Here is a 14,104-nt window from a genome sequence, read left to right on the forward strand (position 1 = left end):
GGCTGAGCCGCGAGCGGACCTGGTCGTGGCCGGTACGCGGGTCTATGCGTTGGCTTGGCCGCCGTTCCCGGCAGACTCCCGCCCACCGGCGGTGACTGGCCGCTGCCCGCGGACGGCCGCTGCCCGCCGGCCGGGTACCGTCAGGACGGCGAGGCTCGCGATGACCAGGGCGACGCCGGTCCAGCCGGCCGGCGACAGCCGCTCGCCCACCACCAGCACGGCCAGCACGGCGGCCACGACAGGCTCCGCCAGCGAAAGCGTTGTGGCGGTGCTCGCGCGGACCCGCGCAAGGCCGAGGCCGAACAACACGTAGCCGGCGAACATCGGGACCAGTGCCATGTAGGCCCCCACGGCCGCATTGCCCCAGGAGGCCAGCAGCGGAGCGCCCGTGGCCAGCAGCACCGGCATCAGCAACAGTCCGCCCATACCGAACATGGCGCCCATGGCCGCGCGTGCGGGAACACCGCCGCCGATGATCCGATGCGCCGCCCAGGAGTAGAGGGCGTAGGTCAGTCCCGCCAACAGGCCCAGGGCGATGCCCGCAATCGTGCCGCCAATACCCCCGGCAGCGCCGCCGTTCGCGGCACCGCCGCCGGCGCCTCCGGCGGCCGCTAAACACAGCAGGGCGGTCCCGGAGAGCCCCAGCACGGCGGCGCCGGCCCAGCGGGCCCCCAGGATGTGGCGGTCGACAGCCCGTTCGATGAGCGCGGACGCCAAGGGGGCGGAGCCGATGCTCACCACCGTGCCGACGGCAACGCCGGCCAAGTGCATGGAACTGTAAAACGCCAACGGGTACGCGGAGACGGCGACCGCCCCCGGAAGGACCAGCTTCCACCGCACCCGCAGTTGCGGCCGGGCACGCCCCATCGGCCGCAGCGCGGTCAGCGCCTGGAAGAGTCCGCCCGCTCCCATGGCCACCGCGCCGATGGCAAGCGGACCGACGCCGGGCGCGAAGGTGGCAGCTGTACCGGTGGTCCCCCACAGCACCGACGCCGCCAGCACCAGGAAGGCGCCGGCAGAGGCCGCCGCCGGCCGGTGCCGCTGCTCTTCTGCTTCCATGTCCCCTCGCCGGTTGCCTGCCGCCCAGCCTAGCCGCCACAGCGTACCCGCGGCATTCGTTCCACCGGACCAGCAGCCGTACTTGCTGGCTAAGTTACCGGCGGGTAACATCTTGCTAGCACTGTGTCCCGCATCTCATGGAGGTATCAGGTGAGCCCTACGTCCCCGCCCCGCGCCCTGCGCGATGTCGTCTTCGTCGACGGCGTGCGCACGCCGTTCGGGAAGGCGGGTGAGAAGGGGATCCACGCCGGCACCCGGGCCGACGACCTGGTGGTCAAGTGCATCCGGGAACTCCTGCGCCGCAACCCGTCGCTGCCGCCGGGCCGCATCGACGACGTGGCCATCGCCGCCACCACGCAGACCGGCGACCAGGGCCTGACCATCGGCCGCACCGCCGCGCTCCTTGCCGGCCTGCCCCGCTCCGTCCCCGGTTTCGCCATTGACCGGATGTGCGCCGGCGCCATGACCGCCGTGACGACGACGGCCGGCGGCATCGCCTTCGGCGCGTACGACGTGGTGGTGGCCGGCGGCGTGGAACACATGGGCAACCACCCAATGGGCCAGGGTGCGGATCCGAATCCGCGGTTCGCCGGCGAGCGCTTGGTGGATCCTGCGGCGCTGAACATGGGCAACACCGCCGAAAACCTGCATGACCGCTTCCCCGCGATCACCAGGGAACGCGCGGACGCCTATGCTGCGGCCAGCCAGGCCAAGCTCGCCGCGGCCTACCGGAACGGCAGCATCCAGCCCGACCTGGTGCCGGTGGCCGGCCGCAAACCGGGTGAAGGATGGTCGCTGCACAGCGCGGACGAACCCCCGCGGCCGGACACTACCGTGGAAGACCTGGCCGGGCTGCGAACCCCGTTCCGCCCGCACGGCCGAGTCACCGCCGGCAACGCCGCCGGCCTCAACGACGGCGCCACCGTCTCGCTGCTGGCCTCTGCGGAGGCAGCCGGCGAGCTCGGCCTGCCGGTGAAGATGCGCCTGGTCTCCTACGCCTTCGCCGGAGTCGAGCCCGAGGTCATGGGCATCGGGCCCGTCCCTGCCACCGAGAAGGCCCTGAAGATGGCGGGCCTGGACATCGCGGACATCGGCTTGTTTGAGATCAACGAGGCCTTCGCCGTACAGGTGCTGTCCTTCCTGGACTACTACGGGATCGCCGACGACGATCCCCGCGTCAACCGCTACGGCGGGGCCATCGCCGTCGGCCATCCCCTGGCCGCCTCCGGCGTTCGCCTCATGACCCAACTGGCCCGCCAATTCGAAGACGACCCGTCGGTGCGCTACGGACTGACCACGATGTGCATCGGGCTGGGCATGGGGGGAACGGTGATCTGGGAGAATCCGCACCATGCAGATTATTCGGGCAGCACCGTCGATACGGCCGCCGCAACTGTCGGAACCGCTGCCCCCGCGGCAGCACAGGCACGAGAGGACCACGCATGAACCCCGACTACACGGCCCTGGCCGCGAAGTTTCCGGACGAGACCGTCACCCACTCCTACGTGCAGGATGTGGAACTGCCCGGTGCCGGCACCCTGGCGCTGCTGACCCTGGACAACGACCTGGACCACCGTAAGCCGACCACCCTGGGCCCCAACAGCCTGGTGGAACTCGGCACGGCACTAGAAGGGCTTAAGGCGATGGCCGCGGCGGGCGGGATCTCCGCCGTCGCCATCACCGGCAAGCCGTACTACCTGGTGGCCGGAGCCGACCTGGGCGCCGTGGGCAGGCTCACCGGCCCCGAAGACGGACGGACCATGGCCAGGCTGGGCCACGATGCCTACGCCACGCTCGCCTCCCTGGGCGTCCCGACGTTCGCCTTCATCAACGGAGCAGCGATGGGCGGCGGGCTGGAGATCGCGCTCGCCGCCGACTACCGCACCATCTCCACCGGCGCCGGTGCCATCTCGCTGCCGGAAGCCTTCCTGGGCCTGATCCCCGGCTGGGGCGGGGTCTACCGGCTCCCCCGGCTGATCGGCCCGGCGAATGCCGTCAAGGTCATGGTCGAGAACCCGTTGAGCAACAACAAGGCGCTCGACGGCGCGGCCGCCTACCGGCTGGGCGTCGCCGACGTCCTGTTCGAACCGGCCGATTTCCTGGAGCAGTCGCTGGTTTGGGCCACGCGGATCCTCACCGACGACGACGCCCCCCGGCTGGTCGCGGACCGCCGCGCTGGAACCTCCGCGGCCACCGAGGCGGACTGGGACAAGGCCCTCGCGGCCGGCCGGAAGTTCGTGGAAGCCAAGACGTCCAACGCCGCGCCGGCGCCGACCAAAGTCCTGGACGTGATGGACGCCGGCCGGGGCAAGAGCCAGCAGGAATCCGCGGGGCTGGAAGTCGAAGTGCTGGCGGAATTGATGCAGACCCCGCACTTCCGCGACACGGTATACGCCTTCCTGGAGCTGGTGCAGAAGCGTTCCAAGCGGCCCGCCGGCGCGCCGGACCCCAAGCTCGCCCGACCCGTCACGAAGGTGGGCGTGGTCGGCGCGGGCCTGATGGCCAGCCAGCTGGCGTTGCTGTTCGCCCGCCAGCTGAAGGTTCCGGTGGTCCTGACGGACATCGACCAGGCCCGGGTGGACAAGGGTGTGGGGTATGTCCACGCCGAAGTGGACAAGCTGCTGGCCAGGAAGCGGCTCTCGGCCGACGCGGCCAACCGCACCAAGGCCCTGGTCACCGGCTCGGTCTCCAAGGAAGCGTTTTCGGACGCCGACTTTGTGATCGAGGCCGTGTTCGAAGAACTGGCGGTCAAGAAGCAGGTCTTCGCCGAGGTCGAGGCAGTGGTCTCCGAGGACTGCATCCTCGCCACCAACACCTCATCCCTGTCGGTCACGGAGATGGCAGCGGACCTGCTGCATCCCGAACGCGTGGTCGGCTTTCACTTCTTCAACCCGGTGGCCGTCATGCCCCTGCTGGAAGTCGTCCGAGCGCCGAAGACCAGCGACGAGGTGCTCTCAACCGCCTTCGTCCTGGGCAAGGCACTCAAGAAGACCACCGTGCTGGTCCAGGACGCCGCCGCCTTCGTGGTGAACCGCGTGCTGCTGCGGCTGATGGGGGAAGTGTCCAACGCCTTCGACGAGGGCACTCCCGCCGACATCGCCGACAACGCGCTCAAACCCATGGGCCTGCCGATGACCCCGTTCACCCTGCTGGCCATGGTCGGCATCCCGGTGGCCCAGCATGTCACCGAGTCGCTGAATGCGACTTTTGGCGACCGCTTCCGGGTCTCTGCCAACCAGCAGCGGCTCATCGACAACGGCATCACGTCCCTCTGGATCACGGACGACGACGGCCGGCAGGTGATTCCCGAGTCGACCCTGGCGCTGCTGGAGTTCGGAGACTCCCCCAGCAGCTCCGAGCAGCTGCTGCGGCGCACCCAGGACGCCCTCGCCGAGGAGATCGGGCTCATGCTGGAAGAAGGCGTGGTGGCCGCGCCGGAAGACATCGACCTGTGCATGATCATGGGTGCGGGCTGGCCGCTGCATTTGGGCGGCATCACCCCTTACCTGGACCGGGCCGGCGCCTCCGAACGGGTCAACGGCCGAAAGTTCCACCCGGAGCGGTAACCGCAGCCGCCGAAGCCGGGCACCGCCGTCGTACCGCTCCTTCAGGACGACGGCGGTGCCGGCCCGCCGGGGGAAACGGCGTCGTTACCCGTGAGCGCAGGCCGGGGCGTTTCAGTCACGCGACACCACCTTCATGGACGTCGTTTCCCGCCAAAAACCCCAGTGCCTTGGCTCTCACACTGAACGCAAGGGGCACGAGGGCGAGAGAGACCAGCAGTCCGAACATCATCGGCGGCCCGCCGACGTTTGCGACGGATCCGGCGTGGACAAAAACGCCTGCAAAGATCAGCGACATGAAGCATAGCGAAGCCGTCATGACGGTGGCCCATCGCTTTGACCGACTGGAGGACACGTTGCCCGCCACCGCGGCCGAAAGCAGCTGCCAGGACGCCAGCAAGGCCACCTCGAAACCGCCGATGGCAATCACGATTACCGTGACGTACGGGGGCGCCAGGTACGCAACCTCGGGGTAGGCACCGGCGAACTCTGCGGCGACCCGCGGAACAATCAGCAGCTGAGCCAGCAGTGCCCCAACAGCAAGGGCTCCGAGGATGATGCGGAAGGGTGTGGCTCGCTGGCTGATCATAGGGCAATCATCACCTACGTCGACTGGCTGGCGGGAAGCGCTAGGCGCAAATGAACAGGCATAATGCCAATAAACGAAAGGTGAGACCATGGCGGCAGTCGTTACCCCAGCGCGGCGACCTACTGCCGGACCAATAGCGGCGACGGTTGTCCTTGTGGCTTCGCTGGTCCTCTTTTTCGTCACCGACAACGCGCTGGTGGTTGTCGCCGTAGCTTGTGCCGTGGTGTTCTCACTGTTCGGACTACAGATGTCCAAGTGGTACTGGATCCCGTCTACCCTCGGCTCATTGCTGCTGCTCTTGCTGCTTGCGCTCATGATACCCCTGTGGACTGGAGGCTAGATGGTCGAGGTTGGGAACCCCACCAGGGTTGCTACCCTGCGTCCCTGCCTCCGCGAACGCCGATAGCCGCGATCCTCTCAACCATGATCACCAACCTGCGACGCCGCGCTTTTCGGACGATGGCCGTCATTAGACTTGCGCTCCGGTTGCCTCTGCACCGGGCCGGCATTCCGGCCCCTCGCAACATCTGCGGCGGCCAACGCTGAAAACCATTGCTTATCCCCTGGTGGGGGCGTGTTTTCCTGTTCCCGGATGTAGAGGTCCGTGATAACCCGCTCGACTGCCGGTGCTAGATAACGCGGATGGCCGAAGTGCCCGGCCATAACAGCCCGGCTGGCGGCGTCGTCGACCCCCGCCATATCGAGGCCTTCCGGCAGGCGCAGGAACCAGCGGTAGCCCCGGGGCCGAGGCGGCAAGCCCGCATCTCTCAGGTAGGCGTCGATGTCGTCCTCAATGGCGCGGATATCATCCTCGCTGATCGGCTCTTCCCAGGAAATGACGGCGCCGTCGGACTTCTCGCAGCGGACCTTGACCTTTTCGGTGCGGGGGCCCATCGGCTCACGTCGAATATTGTCCGGGCCGGCGAACCAGGAGATCATCGCGTCCCAGCCTGTCTCAGCGATTTCGATCCAGCCGTCCGGTCGGGGCCCTTCAGAGACCTGCTCCCACATCTTTAATCGCCTTCTTGTTGAGGGCCGGGCAGGGGCAGAGGCCCGGATGCGTTGATTATCCCATCCGGGCCCCTGCCATGGATGCCCGGAACAGGACAAGGAGAAGGTGCTAGAACGGGGTCAAAGCGCTGAAGAACAGGGGGCTGGGCGGGCTGCAGTACTTCGATTTCACCGCCAACCAGGCCTGGGCATACATTGTCGCCTTCGCCGCGAACTTCGTCGCCTGGCTGCAGTTGACCGCCCTCGTCGACAAACATGCGGCCCGTTTCCCGGGCCAAATCTTGAATGCTCGGGTCAAGAATTCTTCATCGAGACACGTGTCCGGGCATATACACAGTTATCGGCTTGGGAAGTTCTTCTGAAAACCGGGGGGATGCACCAGTGCTGCAGTGATCATGCGGCGCATGATGATGTTGTGAAAAGGCCGAATTAGGTTGAAGTAGAGCCGCCCCGTCCAACGGCGGTAATGGACGACGGTAGTGATCTGGAAATTGTTCTTGGGTTCGGTTCCGGTCGGCTCCACCTCGACGATGAGGTGGGCGATTAGATGAGTGTCTTCGGCGGTGAGCACCAGGTAGGCGTCTTCCTTGCTTTCGGAAACCGTGAAAAAGGCGAGTCTGCCACCGGGGCGGAGGCTCATCTCTGCCGGGCGAGGTGCGCGGTTCGTACGGCCGGATGGGTGTTCGAGCCGCATGAGGCGGGCCAGCACGCCACGAGCCACGAACAGCGCCTTTAGCCAGATCGGTTGCCACGACAGGATGTTGCTGATGCCCTCACGTAGAGACAGTGATGTAGTGGAGCTCACCCTGTCCAGGTGGTCTACTGACTTCGCGTATTGCTCAAGTTCCGGGCGCATGAGTTCGCCTTTCATGGGGGGCGCCGCTGCGATCTCCTACGAGCGAACGTGCGGCTGACTTAGCGCGCCGAATCTGCATATTGAGGTGGCCAGACCACCTTGAATCGTTCGAAGACGATCTCGTCGGACTCTGCCCATTGACGCCCTTGGGCTGCTGATACGCGAGCCCAATAGCGGCGGTGCTCACGCTGCCAACTGTCTAGGCTCAGATCGTCCTCGCCTTCGTCGAGGGCGAACGCAGCGTCAGCACTATTAAAGGAACCAATGCGCAGTTCAATACTGCGAATGATGATGCTCGGAGTGCCGTTCCCATCACAGGCAATCCAGTGGGACCCGATCCGGGGCACCTGGTCACCTCGCGCTATGAAGTCCGCAACGAGCTCCGCCGTCGCGCGTTTCCTTCCGCTGAGAACATGAGCGAGAAGTTCATCAGCTAACCGCTGCGTATCACCGAAGTGTTCAATTGTGTATTCCGGGGACGCAGCTACCGCCTCCGGGTGAGCAGCACAGTATTCCTGCCACATCCGAATGCCTGCGTCATGGTCGACAGGGCCAACAGGGTCAAGTTTCACCACCTCATAATGTCAGAAGCAGGCGCCCGATAGCCGGTCTCTAGAGCGGCACCCGATCGCCACTCCCCTAACTAAGGACGGGTTTTTTACTAGCACTGGCTCCGACGATTCGCGGATACCTTTCCCACGTCTGATGCCAGCTAGCGGTCTCTACCCCCGGCTTCGGCCGGCGGTTGTGGGTCTGTTCCGTGGCTCTTGTCTGCCCATTCCTCGGCGAGGATGGCGTAGACGTACTCGTCGGTCCATTCACCCTTTCACCAGGCTGACTTGTGGTGGTGGGCCTCGCGGCGCATGCCGATGCGTTCGAGCAGTGCGACCGAGCGGTCGTTGCGGGTGTCGCAGTCGGCGCAGATGCGGTGTACGCCGTGCTCGGTTAACAGAACGCCGCCACGAAGCGCCAAACTTCACGGGCGCGGAGCGCCGCGCGGAAGGACGCGAGTACGCTGTCCGCCAGCAGGAGGGCGGACGTCTTCACCGAACGGCGAATGATTGCGCGCGTCTGCGGGCGCGACTAGCGTCGGGGCATGAGAGCGAACGTCTATGACCGCTACGGGTCGCCCGATGTGCTGCGGCTCGACGACATCGCCATGCCGACGCCGGGGAGAGGCCAGGTGCTCGTGCGGGTGATCGCGACCTCGGTCAATCTGAGCGATTGGGAGGGGCTGCACGGGTCGCCCGCCTACGCCCGATTCGGCGGCCTATTCAGACCGGCCCGCCGCACGCTCGGTTCGGACATCGCGGGAGTGGTCCAGGCGGTGGGCGCAGGGGTCACGCGTTTCCGGATCGGTGACGACGTCTATGGCGACAATCTCGCTCTGAAAGGCGGCTTCGCGGAGTACGCGGTCGCGCCGGAGCACGCTCTCGCCGCGAAGCCGTCGCACTTGTCGTTCGCTCAGGCCGCTACCGTGCCGCAATCGGGGGCGATCGCGGTGCAAGCGGTTGCGCGTGCGAAGCCCGGTGCGCGGATGCTGATCAACGGCGCCGGCGGAGGAACCGGGGCGTTCGCGCTCCAGCTCGCCGCTGCCGCCGGCATCCATGTCACGGGGGTGGACAACGCCGGCAAGCTCGACTTCATGCGCGACCTAGGTGCTGCCGAGGCCATCGACTACCGAACCGGTGACTTCACGCGGACCGGGCCGTACGACCTCATCATCGACCTCGTCGCCCGGCGGTCGGTGTTCGCGTATCGCCGCGCGCTTGCCCCCGGTGGCACCTACCTGATCGTCGGCGGGACGATGCGCGCCCTGCTGCGAGTGGTGACGATTGGCACGCTGATCGGTGCCATGACGGGGCGGCGTTTGGGGGTTCTCGCCGTCAAGCCGGGTCCGGCGCATTTCTCGATCCTCACCGAGCGGTGCATTGCAGGAGATGTTCGTATCCACATCGACCGCGTGTTCCCACTCGCGCAGGTGCCCGAAGCGCTCGCCTACGTCGGCGAGGGCCACGCGCTCGGCAAGGTGGTGGTCGAGGTGCGGGCAGGCGCCGCCTGAAGGCACTACGAGAGGGTAAGGCCTGGCACCTCGAGAAGCAGGAAGGCCGCGGCGACGAACAGCAGGCCCGTGTAGACGAATGGCCGAAGCATAGAAGCGGGTAACTTGAACTGGCGCTTCGCTTTATTCGAACATGTGTTCTATTTTTAAGGGATGGATGGGGACGCGCTGGCGAAGCTGGCGGCCCGTTACGCCAGGCGGGCCGAGCCGGTGTCTTTGACCCCGGAGGAACTGGATCTCGGGCACTGCAAGGTGACCCGTGTGGTGCCAGGGGTGCCGGTTTGGGCGTGGATCCGGTTCCCGGGTTCAGCGGAGCTGGTTGCCGGTGAGGCATTTGGCTGGACGTCCCGGGCGGTGCAGGTCACCTGGACGGACGCAGGGGTCCGGCGGATGACCTGGGTGTGGGCATCCGCGGTGCGGCGGCGTACCGATCAGGTGCGGAAAACGCCTTTGGGCGACAGGACGGCGAAGGCCAATGATGGCGGTACAGGAAGCGACAGGCCGTAGAACGCTGAATGAGCCGGCTGAACCAACCCATGGGCCCGGACGTCTACCTTTGCGAAGGCACCCATACTGCCCACGGGGAAGGTCAGCGCATGAATCCCGACGCCGGTCCCTCGCGACGCTCGGTCCTGGCCGCCTCCGCAACGGCCTGCTCGGCGTGTGCACTGGCTGCCTGTGCTCCGGCGGGGAACGGCGGCGGCGAGGCCGGCGGAAAACGCGCCCCGGCTGCCACCGGCGGCGCAGCCATCCAGATCCTGAAGCTCGCCGACGTGCCGGTTGGCGGCAGCGGCAATGGCGAAGCGGCCGGGCAGGAAATCCTCGTCCACCGCGCCGACGAGACTACCGTCCTGGCCTACAGCGCAGTCTGCACTCACCAGGGGTGCACCGTGGCGCCGGCGGGCGAGGAGTTCCGCTGCCCGTGCCACGGCTCTGTCTTCAGCGCCGCAGACGGCTCGGTGCTCGACGGGCCGGCGTTGAAACCGCTGCAGCGCTTTGCGGCGGCCATCGACGGCGAATGGATCACCGTAGTGGCTTGATTGCTTACACGTTGGGCCCGGCGCGATCGGCAGTCGGTTTGGAAATTTACCAGCACCTTCCGGGAGAATAACGGACATGAGTTCGTCCCTGCCTTCGCGCCGCGCCATCCTGACCGCTACGACCGCCGTCGGTTCGGTGGGCGCGCTCACCGCATGTTCCCCGCTCCAGGACTACACAGGGGCACAAGGTGCCTCCGCTTCCCCGATTGCCAGCGACGGCACGCCGGTTCGGGTCGGCAAGCTCAGCGACGTGCCGGTCGGCGGCAGCGCCAGCGGCGAGGCAGGCGGGGAGAAGATCCTCATCCACCGCCCCGACGAAACTACCGTCCTGGCCTACAGCGCCGTTTGTACGCACCAGGGATGCGGCGTGACTCCGACGAAGGCTGAATTCGTGTGCCCGTGCCATAACTCGACCTTCGCGCTCGCCGACGGCACAGTTACCGGCGGTCCGGCACCCGCTCCGCTTCCGCGCTTCGCGGCGGCTGTCGACGGCGAATGGATCACCGTCACCGTCTGAGACCGGCGGCCGGGAAGCCACCGGGGCAGGCGTCCTAATCGGCCGGAGCCGGCCGGGCACCGTATCCGGCGTCCAGGAAGTCAATCAGCGCCCGGTCGAGGCCGGCGGTTGCTGTCGCCCGATCCGGAGCGAGGAAGGACTCGGCTCCGCGCCAGTCGCTCTTGACCACACGGCCGGCGGCCGCCCAATGAACGCCGACCAGTTCGGCCCCGGCGTCCAGTGAATAGTCCTTCCGGCCGGCGAGGCCGGCGACTGTTTCCCTCATTCGGGCACTCTGCACTACTTCATAGCGGTCGCACCGCGTCCGGCGGCCGTCCGTCAGCAGGACGTCCTCGGCGCCGGCCAGAGACATCTTCGTCCATGCCCCGCTGTCGGGTTCGGCCGGCGCGGCGTCGTCCAGCCGGAAAAACTCCACGGCCTGGGTGCCGGAACCGATCATGTCCGCCAACAGGAGGTACTCCCCGTAACTTGGCAGGCTAGTCCCGGGCAGCCCGAAGTCGTTCCGGCGGGCCGACGCCTCGGTGAGGCCCGGCCCCTGCCGGTAATAAGAGGACTCCCACTGCCGGGTCCCGGGCTCGAAACGGATGACGGATTCCGCGCGGTACCCGTCCGGCCCGCTCCCGAAGGCGATCCGCGTGGTGAGGACGTGATCCGCCCACCGGCGGTAGAGGCAGCCCTGCTTGGCGCCCTCAAAGTAAAAGTCTTCCCAGCGTTCCATCGGCACCTCCCTCGGCCCCCTCGGAGATGTCAGAACAGGGCCACTTTTGGCACCGCGGGGAAGATGCCTTCCAGCTCGGTCAGGTCCTCGGCGGTGGGCTGCCAGCCGGCGGCTTGGGCGTTCTGCCGGATCTGTTCGGGCTTCGTGGCACCGGCGATGACAGACGCGACCGCGGGACGCGTGGCAAGCCAGGAGATCGCCACCTCGATTTCCGTGAGCCCACGGTCGGCGGCGAAGCGGGAGAAGGCGCCCAGCTGCTCCCAGTCGGCGTCCTTGAGCATGTTGGTGCGCGAGTGTGTCAGCCGGCTGCCTTCCGGCGCCTTGCCGTCCTTGTACTTGCCGGTGAGCAGGCCGTTGGCCAGCGGGAAGTACGGCAGCAGGCCCAGTCCGTAGGCCTCGGCGGCAGGGGTGACTTCCAGCTCCGCCCGGCGGTCCAGCAGGTTGTAGTGGTTCTGGCTGGAAATGAACGGCGTGTAGCCGCCCATCCGCGCCGTGAATTCCGCCTCGGCGATCTGCCAGCCGGCCCGGTTGGAGTGGCCGATGTAGCGGACCTTGCCGGCACGGACCAGGTCGTCGAGGGCGGACAGGGTCTCCTCGACCGGAGTCAGCGGGTCGGGCGTGTGGAACTGATAGAGGTCGATCCAGTCGGTGCCCAGCCGGCGCAACGAGGCCTCTGCGGCCCGGACGATGTACCGCCGGGAGCCGCGGGCACCGAAGTCTTCGCCGTTCGCGCCCCGCATGTCCATGCCGAACTTCGTGGCAACCACCACGTCGTCGCGCCGCGATCCCAGCGCCTTGCCCAGGAACTCCTCGCTCAGGCCCGGGGTCTTCCCGTAGCTGTCGGCGACGTCGAAAAAGGTCAGGCCGGCGTCGAGTGCGGCCTTGACCACCGCATCCGTGCCTTCCTGCGTTTCCGTCGGGGTGTTGGACCGGCCGAGATTGTTGCAGCCCAATCCCACCGTCGAGACGGTGAGGCCGGATTTGCCGAGACGCCGGTATTCCATCGCTACATCCTTGTCATGTCACTAAGGGATTTGCCGTTCGCCTCGCATCCTATCCCGGCTCCGGCCCCCGTTCCGGAAGCGGGAGTGAGTTCGGACACGTCACGCAGGCGGCCGCGGCGTTGCCGCTTCTGTCTTTGGGTGCCGCTGCACATATGATCGAAACCATGGCCAAAGTTCTGACTTCCCTTCCCGTCGGCGAACGCGTCGGCATCGCCTTCTCCGGTGGACTCGATACGTCCGTTGCCGTTGCCTGGATGCGCGACGGCGGAGCCGTGCCCTGCACCTACACGGCCGACCTCGGCCAGTACGACGAGCCGGACATCGACGCGGTGCCCGGCCGCGCCACCGAGTACGGCGCGGACATCTCCCGCCTGGTGGACTGCAAGCCCGCCCTCGTGGAGGAAGGCTTGGCCGCGCTGGCCTGCGGCGCCTTCCATATCCGCAGCGGCGGCCGTTCCTACTTCAACACCACCCCGCTGGGCCGCGCCGTGACCGGCACCTTGCTGGTGCGCGCCATGCGGGAAGACGGCGTGGACATCTGGGGCGACGGTTCCACCTACAAGGGCAACGACATCGAGCGGTTCTACCGCTACGGGCTGCTGGCCCACCCCAGGCTGCGCATCTACAAGCCGTGGCTCGACCCGCGCTTCGTTTCCGAGCTCGGCGGCCGCCAGGAGATGTCCGAATGGCTGACCGCGCACAACTTCCCCTACCGCGACTCCGCCGAGAAGGCGTACAGCACCGACGCCAACATCTGGGGCGCCACCCATGAGGCCAAGACGCTGGAGCACCTGGGCACCAGCCTGGAGGCCGTCGAGCCGATCATGGGCGTGGCCTTCTGGCGCGAGGACGTGGACATTCCCACCGAGGACGTGTCGGTGCGCTTCGTGGCGGGCCGCCCGGTGGCGATCAACGGCACTGAATTTACCGACGCCGTCGCCCTGGTCCAGGAGGCCAATGCCATTGGCGGCCGTCACGGGCTGGGCATGTCCGACCAGATCGAGAACCGCATCATCGAGGCCAAGTCGCGCGGCATCTATGAGGCCCCGGGCATGGCCCTGCTGCACATCGCCTACGAGCGGCTGCTCAACGCGATCCATAACGAAGACACCGTGGCCAGCTACCACGCCGAGGGCCGCCGCCTGGGCCGCCTGATGTACGAGGGCCGCTGGCTGGACCCGCAGGCGCTCATGCTGCGCGAATCGCTGCAGAAGTGGGTGGGCTCCGCGGTCACCGGCGAGGTCACCCTGCGGCTGCGCCGCGGCGAGGACTACACCATCCTGGACACCACCGGGCCGTCGCTCAGCTACCACCCGGACAAGTTGTCCATGGAGCGTGTGGGCGATGCTGCCTTCGGTCCGCTGGACCGCATCGGCCAGTTGACCATGCGCAACCTGGACATCGCGGACTCCCGCGCCCGCCTGGAGCAGTACGCGGCCCAGGGCCTCGTGGGCGGTCCCACCGCCGAGCTCGTGGGCGCACTGGAGGCCGGCGGCGCGAGCGAAATCGCCGACACCGCCCAGCTCGACCCGGCCGACCGCGCGGCCGACGAGGCGCTGGACCGCGCCGCGTTCGACGCCGGTACCGACTGATTCGCCGGCCCGCCTCGGCGGGCAGCGGCACGGGCACGGCGCCACTCTTCGAGGGCGCCGTGCCTTCGTCTGTCCGGAGCAGGGGGCCGCGAG

General features: G+C 67.3%; 13 protein-coding genes. 6 read left to right on the forward strand and 7 right to left on the reverse strand.

Features of this window, described 5'->3' with window-relative positions:
- Nucleotides 1-42: 42 nt before the first annotated feature.
- Entirely contained in the window at nucleotides 43-1,059 is a 1,017-nt protein-coding gene (locus AC5RUP_RS10380) for a DMT family transporter (protein ID WP_494158518.1), read from the reverse strand.
- Between the two features lie 150 nt (nucleotides 1,060-1,209).
- On the opposite strand from AC5RUP_RS10380, the gene AC5RUP_RS10385 reads away from it, so the two are divergent.
- Together AC5RUP_RS10385 and AC5RUP_RS10390 are read left to right on the forward strand one after the other, a co-directional pair.
- Nucleotides 1,210-2,505 (forward strand): thiolase family protein, encoded by a 1,296-nt coding sequence (locus AC5RUP_RS10385; protein ID WP_494158519.1) that lies wholly within the window; start codon nucleotides 1,210-1,212, stop codon nucleotides 2,503-2,505.
- The gene (locus AC5RUP_RS10390) at nucleotides 2,502-4,625 is read left to right on the forward strand and encodes a 3-hydroxyacyl-CoA dehydrogenase NAD-binding domain-containing protein (protein ID WP_494153908.1); all 2,124 of its coding nucleotides are present in this window, start codon (nucleotides 2,502-2,504) and stop codon (nucleotides 4,623-4,625) included. The genes AC5RUP_RS10385 and AC5RUP_RS10390 overlap by 4 nt, the downstream gene beginning before the upstream one ends.
- A 115-nt stretch (nucleotides 4,626-4,740) precedes the next feature.
- On the opposite strand, the gene AC5RUP_RS10395 is transcribed toward AC5RUP_RS10390, so the two are convergent.
- The 4 genes from AC5RUP_RS10395 to AC5RUP_RS10410 form a co-directional block, all read right to left on the reverse strand.
- The gene (locus AC5RUP_RS10395; RefSeq protein WP_494153907.1) at nucleotides 4,741-5,211 is read right to left on the reverse strand and encodes a DUF2975 domain-containing protein; all 471 of its coding nucleotides are present in this window, start codon (nucleotides 5,209-5,211) and stop codon (nucleotides 4,741-4,743) included.
- Between the two features lie 417 nt (nucleotides 5,212-5,628).
- A complete protein-coding gene (locus AC5RUP_RS10400; protein WP_494067673.1) occupies nucleotides 5,629-6,222 on the reverse strand; it encodes a DUF5956 family protein in 594 nt (197 codons plus the stop codon).
- Between the two features lie 337 nt (nucleotides 6,223-6,559).
- Complete coding sequence (locus tag AC5RUP_RS10405) at nucleotides 6,560-7,093, reverse strand: DUF2867 domain-containing protein (protein ID WP_494153906.1); 534 nt, start codon at nucleotides 7,091-7,093, stop codon at nucleotides 6,560-6,562.
- A gap of 44 nt (nucleotides 7,094-7,137) precedes the next feature.
- On the reverse strand, nucleotides 7,138-7,602 hold the full coding sequence (locus tag AC5RUP_RS10410) for an ASCH domain-containing protein (RefSeq protein ID WP_494153905.1): 465 nt from the start codon (nucleotides 7,600-7,602) through the stop codon (nucleotides 7,138-7,140).
- Between the two features lie 572 nt (nucleotides 7,603-8,174).
- On the opposite strand from AC5RUP_RS10410, the gene AC5RUP_RS10415 reads away from it, so the two are divergent.
- The 3 genes from AC5RUP_RS10415 (at nucleotide 8,175) to AC5RUP_RS10425 (ending at nucleotide 10,697) form a co-directional block, all read left to right on the forward strand.
- Nucleotides 8,175-9,140 (forward strand): NAD(P)-dependent alcohol dehydrogenase, encoded by a 966-nt coding sequence (locus tag AC5RUP_RS10415; RefSeq protein WP_494153904.1) that lies wholly within the window; start codon nucleotides 8,175-8,177, stop codon nucleotides 9,138-9,140.
- A gap of 515 nt (nucleotides 9,141-9,655) precedes the next feature.
- Nucleotides 9,656-10,180, forward strand: a complete 525-nt coding sequence (locus AC5RUP_RS10420; RefSeq protein WP_494153903.1) for a QcrA and Rieske domain-containing protein — start codon at nucleotides 9,656-9,658, stop codon at nucleotides 10,178-10,180.
- A 76-nt stretch (nucleotides 10,181-10,256) separates the two neighbouring features.
- The gene (locus tag AC5RUP_RS10425) at nucleotides 10,257-10,697 is read left to right on the forward strand and encodes a Rieske (2Fe-2S) protein (RefSeq protein WP_494067669.1); all 441 of its coding nucleotides are present in this window, start codon (nucleotides 10,257-10,259) and stop codon (nucleotides 10,695-10,697) included.
- A gap of 34 nt (nucleotides 10,698-10,731) precedes the next feature.
- Here AC5RUP_RS10425 and AC5RUP_RS10430 read toward each other — a convergent pair whose 3' ends face one another.
- Both AC5RUP_RS10430 and AC5RUP_RS10435 read right to left on the reverse strand, forming a co-directional pair.
- Complete coding sequence (locus tag AC5RUP_RS10430; protein ID WP_494153902.1) at nucleotides 10,732-11,415, reverse strand: hypothetical protein; 684 nt, start codon at nucleotides 11,413-11,415, stop codon at nucleotides 10,732-10,734.
- 29 nt (nucleotides 11,416-11,444) lie between these two features.
- A complete protein-coding gene (locus AC5RUP_RS10435) occupies nucleotides 11,445-12,419 on the reverse strand; it encodes an aldo/keto reductase (RefSeq protein ID WP_494153901.1) in 975 nt (324 codons plus the stop codon).
- A 164-nt stretch (nucleotides 12,420-12,583) separates the two neighbouring features.
- Between AC5RUP_RS10435 and argG the strand changes: the two genes are divergently transcribed.
- Nucleotides 12,584-14,011 (forward strand): argininosuccinate synthase, encoded by a 1,428-nt coding sequence (argG, locus tag AC5RUP_RS10440; RefSeq protein WP_494067666.1) that lies wholly within the window; start codon nucleotides 12,584-12,586, stop codon nucleotides 14,009-14,011.
- The last annotated feature ends 93 nt before the right edge of the window (nucleotides 14,012-14,104 follow it).

This window comes from Arthrobacter sp. Y3223151, from assembly GCF_059091125.1.

Bases quoted from the DNA above. Each gene is read 5' to 3' on its own strand.
- AC5RUP_RS10380 (WP_494158518.1), bottom strand. From the start codon at position 1,059: ATGGAAGCAGAAGAGCAGCGGCACCGGCCGGCGGCGGCCTCTGCCGGC.
- AC5RUP_RS10390 (WP_494153908.1), top strand. From the start codon at position 2,502: ATGAACCCCGACTACACGGCCCTGGCCGCGAAGTTTCCGGACGAGACC.
- AC5RUP_RS10395 (WP_494153907.1), bottom strand. From the start codon at position 5,211: ATGATCAGCCAGCGAGCCACACCCTTCCGCATCATCCTCGGAGCCCTT.
- AC5RUP_RS10400 (WP_494067673.1), bottom strand. From the start codon at position 6,222: ATGTGGGAGCAGGTCTCTGAAGGGCCCCGACCGGACGGCTGGATCGAA.
- AC5RUP_RS10405 (WP_494153906.1), bottom strand. From the start codon at position 7,093: ATGAAAGGCGAACTCATGCGCCCGGAACTTGAGCAATACGCGAAGTCA.
- AC5RUP_RS10410 (WP_494153905.1), bottom strand. From the start codon at position 7,602: ATGTGGCAGGAATACTGTGCTGCTCACCCGGAGGCGGTAGCTGCGTCC.
- AC5RUP_RS10415 (WP_494153904.1), top strand. From the start codon at position 8,175: ATGAGAGCGAACGTCTATGACCGCTACGGGTCGCCCGATGTGCTGCGG.
- AC5RUP_RS10420 (WP_494153903.1), top strand. From the start codon at position 9,656: ATGAGCCGGCTGAACCAACCCATGGGCCCGGACGTCTACCTTTGCGAA.
- AC5RUP_RS10425 (WP_494067669.1), top strand. From the start codon at position 10,257: ATGAGTTCGTCCCTGCCTTCGCGCCGCGCCATCCTGACCGCTACGACC.
- AC5RUP_RS10430 (WP_494153902.1), bottom strand. From the start codon at position 11,415: ATGGAACGCTGGGAAGACTTTTACTTTGAGGGCGCCAAGCAGGGCTGC.
- AC5RUP_RS10435 (WP_494153901.1), bottom strand. From the start codon at position 12,419: ATGGAATACCGGCGTCTCGGCAAATCCGGCCTCACCGTCTCGACGGTG.
- argG (WP_494067666.1), top strand. From the start codon at position 12,584: ATGGCCAAAGTTCTGACTTCCCTTCCCGTCGGCGAACGCGTCGGCATC.